Origin of the sequence: Microcystis sp. M165S2 (genome assembly GCF_020245885.1) — a bacterium.
In the GTDB taxonomy this organism is placed as follows: Bacteria; Cyanobacteriota; Cyanobacteriia; order Cyanobacteriales; family Microcystaceae; genus Microcystis.
In genome coordinates this window covers 1-5,999 of the sequence record NZ_JADBTZ010000419.1, presented here as the reverse complement: position 1 = coordinate 5,999, position 5,999 = coordinate 1, and the positions used below count along the sequence as shown (strand labels likewise).

General features: G+C 45.3%; 6 protein-coding genes. 3 read left to right on the top strand and 3 right to left on the bottom strand.

Going from position 1 to position 5,999, the window contains the following annotated elements; all coding sequences use genetic code 11:
• The 3 genes from IM479_RS20770 to IM479_RS20760 all read left to right on the top strand — a co-directional run.
• Positions 1-108: transposase (locus IM479_RS20770; protein WP_287672724.1), on the top strand; the 108-nt coding region annotated here is incomplete at its 5' end.
• Between the two features lie 245 nt (positions 109-353).
• Entirely contained in the window at positions 354-878 is a 525-nt protein-coding gene (locus IM479_RS20765; protein WP_287685038.1) for an RNA-guided endonuclease InsQ/TnpB family protein, read from the top strand.
• Between the two features lie 94 nt (positions 879-972).
• A complete protein-coding gene (locus tag IM479_RS20760; protein ID WP_353737557.1) occupies positions 973-2,373 on the top strand; it encodes an ankyrin repeat domain-containing protein in 1,401 nt (466 codons plus the stop codon).
• 198 nt (positions 2,374-2,571) lie between these two features.
• Here IM479_RS20760 and IM479_RS20755 read toward each other — a convergent pair whose 3' ends face one another.
• The 3 genes from IM479_RS20755 to IM479_RS20745 all read right to left on the bottom strand — a co-directional run bounded on the left by IM479_RS20755 (position 2,572) and on the right by IM479_RS20745 (position 5,424).
• Positions 2,572-3,294 carry a Stp1/IreP family PP2C-type Ser/Thr phosphatase gene (locus tag IM479_RS20755; RefSeq protein WP_287077004.1) on the bottom strand — a complete coding sequence of 241 codons (723 nt, stop codon included), beginning with the start codon at positions 3,292-3,294 and terminating at the stop codon, positions 2,572-2,574.
• A 45-nt stretch (positions 3,295-3,339) separates the two neighbouring features.
• Positions 3,340-5,028, bottom strand: a complete 1,689-nt coding sequence (locus IM479_RS20750) for an ABC1 kinase family protein (protein WP_287077042.1) — start codon at positions 5,026-5,028, stop codon at positions 3,340-3,342.
• A gap of 90 nt (positions 5,029-5,118) precedes the next feature.
• Positions 5,119-5,424 (bottom strand): DUF6825 family protein, encoded by a 306-nt coding sequence (locus IM479_RS20745; protein WP_004162702.1) that lies wholly within the window; start codon positions 5,422-5,424, stop codon positions 5,119-5,121.
• Positions 5,425-5,999: the final 575 nt, after the last annotated feature.

Sequence of the window (5,999 nt, the reverse complement as noted above, 5' to 3'; positions counted from 1 at the left end):
TTAATTGAGGGAATGAATACCAAAATAAAGCTTATTAAAAGAATAAGTTATGGATTTACCAATTTTGAACATCTTCGACTTAAGCTGTTTGCTTGCTTTAATTCATAACAAAAATTAACACACGAAAACCAGAAGAGCCCAGTTTTTAGCTTGGTTATCGCTTTTTCCATTGTAGCTTAAAGCCGTCCTCAAAGGACGGGGTTTTAACCCAAATTTTCGATAAGCATAACACATTGAGAGGTCGAATCGATGCGAGTCATAGAGTTTAAGTTACCAATTCACACCAAGAAATAGCCATTCAAGAAGCTATTCCGATCAGGCAGTTCATCAGAAATAAGTGTTTAAGATTTTGGATGGACGCTACTAAAGAAGACAAAATCAACTATGCTACTTTGTGTAAATTAACTACAGAATTAGCCAACAGTTCTGAATTTTCTTTTGTCAGTAAACTTAACTCTATGGCTCGTCAAGCAAGTGCCGAAAGAGCTTGGTTTTCTATATCCCTAAAAGCGTTAATCCAATCTAACGATTTGGTAGTCTATGAGGACTTGAAGGTATCTAATATGGTGAAAAATCCCAAGCTTGCTAAATCTATTCAAGATGCGAGTTGGTCAATGTTCACCGATTGGTTAGACTACTTTGGGAAAATACACGGGAAGTTTTTGGTAGCGGTAAATCCACAATACACTAGCCAACCATGTTCTAGTTGTGGCAATATCGTCAAGAAAACATTATCTCTAAGAACTCATATTTGTTCTTGTGGGTCTGTCTTGGATAGAGACGAAAACGCCGCTATAAACATTCTCGCACGGGCAAATACTGTCGGGCGGACAGAAATTCAAGCCCTCGGACAGGCCGACCCACTGTCTATTAAGTGAAAGCTTGGTAGATAAGGTAACTGGATGAACAGGGAATCCCTCGCATGAGTGCGATGGGAGCGTCAACTGTCTAGAAAGATCGATAATAGAAAAAATACTTTCTGCCGATCGGTCACTGTTAATGGCTTCTAATTGGGATATCTTGTTAATACAAGCGGCGCGTCAGGGCAATCGGGCGCGGGTTCAAGCTTTACTGAGTCAGGGGGCAAATGTCAACGCCACTGATGTGCAAAATACTACGGCTTTAATCTATGCCGTGCAGGGGGGTCATAGGGAAATTGTGGCAATTTTGCGAGAATTTGGGGCTGATATCAACAAAAGTAAACAACCTCAAGGTTTAACCCCTCTCATGTTAGCGGCTGCGCTCAATCACAGTGAAATCCTTGCTCAATTAATCGCCGCCGGTGCTAATGTCAATCAGGTCAATCAAGATGGTACGCCTGCACTAATGATTGCCACTTATAAGGGTCATATAGCGATCGCAGAACAGTTATTAATCGCTGGCGCTCGGGTCAATATGCGCGATCGGGATGGAGATACGGCTTTATCTGTAGCTATTAGCCAAAATTACGCCGCAATCGTCCGTTTACTGCTCGATAGTGGTGTAGATGACGAAATCCGTCAAGAAGCTTGGTTACAGGCTCTCACCGCTAATTGCCCAGAAATCCTCGAATTGTTTATTACCCGTGGTATGCCCCTCGATTCTCCCACTTTATCCGGGGAAACTCCCCTAATTTTGGCTGTAGAGAGGGGAAATCTCGGCAGCGGGCAAACTTTACTGCAAGCGGGAGCAAATCCGAATATCAGCACGGAGGAGGGAGAAACTGCCCTCATGATCGCTGCTGCTGAGGGATATTTCGATATTGTCCGACTTTTACTCGCTAAGGGGGCCAGTATTGACAATCAAAATCAGGCTGGAGAAACGGCCCTGCATTTAGGGACGATCGAAGGACATCTAGAGATCGTCCAGGCCTTACTACAAGCCGGCGCTTTTGTCAATCACCGTAACCATTTTGGGGATACACCCCTGATCATCGCCACGATGCAAGGATACGAAGCGATCGTTTTAGAATTGTTAAAACAGGGGGCGGAGCCTAACCTAACTCAGCAGGGAGAAACACCGTTAACCTTAGCTCTACAGCGCAAATTTGCCGAAATCTGCCGTTATCTCCTCGACTACGGGGCTAATCCCAACGCCGTTTATCCCGATGGCAAAACCGTCCTCATGAAAGCTTGTGAGGGCAATAATAGTCAACTGGTGCGCCGGTTAATCGATATCGGTGCTGATGTCAATAAACTCGATTTTAGCGGCGCTTCCCCTTTAATGTGGGCGAGTTATCACGGTTGTCTCGACACGGTTAAAGTTTTGTTAGACGGGGGAAAAGTGCACTTAAATCAGAAAAATCAAGGGGGAATGACCGCTTTAATGTTAGCTAAATTTAATCACCATCAGGCGATCGTTTCTTTATTACAACAAGCAGGAGCGCTCGAGTAAGCTGCCCGCGAATTTAAATTGCTTGTTGAGATGAGGCTCCGAGGCTGCGAGGCAGGAGATAGGGTGGTCACTGCGTGCGCGTTGCGGGGGGTCTTAGGGTGTTAGGGTGTTAGGGTTTTAGTTGAAATTCCCCCACTTCCCCACTTCCCCACTTCCCCACTTCCCCACGAGAAACTTTTTGCCGCAAACCCTAGATAGTCAACAGCTTACCATGACCACAGTGATATTATCAGAACCGCCAGCTTTTTTGGCCGCTGCCACTAAATTCTCGACAATTTCCTGACAATCAGCACCGGTTTGCAAATAATCGCTAATTTCCTCGTCGGACACTTCTTCCGTCAAACCATCACTACAGAGAATTAAACTATCGCCAGATTGCACATCGAGGGGAGATACCGTCACTGGTGGCAAATCGCGACGACCGAGACATTGAAATAAAATGTGTCGCCAAGGGTGGTTTTTCGCATCTTCTTCGGACAGATCGCCCATTTTTATCGCCCTAGCTATCCAAGTATGATCCTCCGTCACCTGTTCTAATTTTTGCTCACGAAAGCGATAGAGACGGGAATCACCAATATGGGTGTACCAAGAGCCATCATCTCGGAAGATAGCCATGACTAGGGTTGTCCCCATGTCCTGTCTTTCGGGATTTTTGAGTTGATCTTCAATAATCTTCTCGTTAGCGGCAGTAATTGCCTCCTGCAGCAATTCCCCGGTATTCAGGGGCGAATTCCAGTGTTCTTCTAGATGAGCTTGGATAGTTTCAGTGGCGATTTGACTAGCTTCCTGGCCTCCCGCATGACCCCCCATACCATCGGCAACGATAAAAAAGCGGCGATCGGGGTCGATATAATAACTGTCCTGATTAACCGATCGCACTACACCAGGATCGGTCATTCCTCCAAAAGAAAGGTTGTTCATCGAAATTTCTGCTTCTAACACAATAATTTATTATCCCGTGATCAATTACATCATGCGATCCTGACGTTGAATTTTCTGCCAAAGTCTCAACAAAGCTACCCCCGGGAAAAGCGCAATTCCTAAAGGCAATAAGGTCAACCAACCAAAACCACTGACAAATAGAAGCGTCGCTGAGACAATTAAAGCGCTGATAATTAAAGTATAGTTGGTTCCCATTTGGATCATACCCAATCGCCGCAAAAGTCGCTCAGATTCGCTGGAACGCACCCGGACACGGATATCACCCCGTTCTAATTTTTCGATCGTATCATCGATGCGTCGGGGTAAACTCAGGGCGGTGCTGCTCACTTGGGCTGCTTGTCGTCCTAACTCATCGAGGATATTACTGCCATTATTTCCTGTCATATCATGTACTAATTGCAGGGCAAAAGGTTGGGCCACTTCCATAAAGTTAAATTCGGGATCGAGTCCTTTGCCTACCCCTTCCAGGGTAGAAAATGCCCGCATGACGAAGGTAAAGGTAGCGGGAAAGCGAAAAGGCTGATCGTAGGCGATTTCATAGAGATCATCGCTGATAGCGGCCACGGATTGCTCCTCAAAGGGTTTATCCATGAAGTTATCGAGCATATACTGGATCGAGCGCCGCACTGCTCCCATATCACCATTAGCAGTTAATGCTCCTAAATCTACCAGAGAAGTGACCACGCGATCGGCATCTTTTTGGGCAATTCCTAAGAGAGTCTGCATTAGTTTTTCGCGCACGTTGGTTTTAATTTGTCCCATCATGCCGAAATCGTAGAAAATTAACGAGCCATCACTATCAACGGCGATATTGCCGGGGTGAGGATCCGCATGAAAAAAGCCGTTATTGAGCAGTTGAATTAAATAAGCTTTGGCTCCCAGTTTAGCTAACAATTTGCGATCGAGTCCTGCCGCTTCTAGGGCTTCATAATGACTGATTTTGATGCCGGGGAGGTATTCTAGGGTTAAAACCCGGGGAGAGGTGTAGCGCCAATAGACTTTCGGTACTTTGACCCAATCTTCCCCGCGAAAATTACGGCGAAAAGTGTCAGCGTTGCGACCTTCGTTGAGATAATCGGTTTCTTCCCAGAGAATTTTACAGCATTCTTCATAAATACCCGTCCAATCGCGACCTTTCCCCCATTTGGGATGATTTTGAAAGTATTGGGCGATTTTTTTCAGGATGGCCAGGTCGATACTAAATAATTTTTTCAATCCGGGCCGTTGGACTTTGACCACCACATCTTCCCCGGTGTTCAGTTGGGCCCGGTGAACTTGTCCTAAACTAGCGGCTGCTAGGGGGATGGGATCGAAGCTTTTAAAGAGTTTATTCAGGGGTTTACCGAGGGATATCTCGATAATTTTGCTGGCCTGTTCGTAGGTAAATGCGGGAACCTGATCCTGTAGTTTCGAGAGTTCTTCCACATATTCGAGGGGAAAAAGATCGGCGCGGGTGGAGAACAGTTGACCGACTTTAATAAAAGTCGGTCCCAATTCTAACATGGTTTCCCGAATCCAAGCGGCCTGTTTTCTGCGTCTGCCGGCGAGTTTTTCCTCGCTATAGCCGCCGTTATAGCTCCATTTTTTACCGTTGAGCCAGAATTGATAAAGTACAGTCAGAACGAATCGCCAAATATCTAGACGACGACGATTGATCGAATAGTTTTCTCGATTCCAACGATAGCTATTTTTGGCGACTTGGAGGGCCGGCATTGCTGGGTTTAACTCTGGGGTAACGGGGACGGGTAGAAAGGCTGACACGCAATTTTTGGGGCTTTAAAGCGACTAAAAGAGGGTTTTGGGTTAATTCTGGTAGTTTTTTAGTTCCGAGCGCAATTGGGCGATTTCGGCGCGCATTTCGTCGATGTTTTCCTGCACATCGGCACTGGAGGAACCACCGGACTCTGTACCAGTATATACTCCCTTTTCCATGGCTTGATCGGCTCTCATTTGCACTTCTTCGACGAATTGCCGCAGGTTTTCCCGTTGTTCGGCATCAAATTTGCCTAATTCGCTTAAAGCGTTGGTAAAAGCATCTTCTAGCTGTTCACCGATCACTTCAGCGATCGCTCGTCCGAGGAAAAAGGCGTGAATAACGGGGTTAGTCATAATCTTAAATGGATGTTTTCGCTTCGGGGTTTGTGGACGGGAAAGGCAATAATAAATTCCCTAACTACTAGGTTAGGCGACAGAACCAGAAAAGGCAAATCGTTTTTCTGAAAAGGGAGGTGAGACCAAATCCGTTTTCAATAGTGTGATTAACTCTCAAGTTATGAATTGTTTCTCCCTTCTCCCCACACCCTACACCCCACACCCTACACCCCACTCTCCTATGCCTTTTAAAGAGAATTTAGTATTGTAAAGTTTCAATACAAATATAGTCATATATAGCCAGACATGGTAATATATAGACAGGAAACTATCAGACTAGGCAAAAAAAAACAGGAATAAGTTATCGAACGGCTTGGAGGTGGTGGAAACAAGGGAATTTAACAGGCTATCAATTGCCTTCGGGTACAACTATCATAACGGATGACAACCCCTCAAAACCCGACGCTGAGTTAAAAGACAACGGATAACAATGTTAGTAGCAGAAAGACACATTATCAAGAAAGGACATAGATTTTGGGCGGAGATAGATAATTTATCTTGGCAGTCTAAAAATCTCTACAACTCAGCTAACT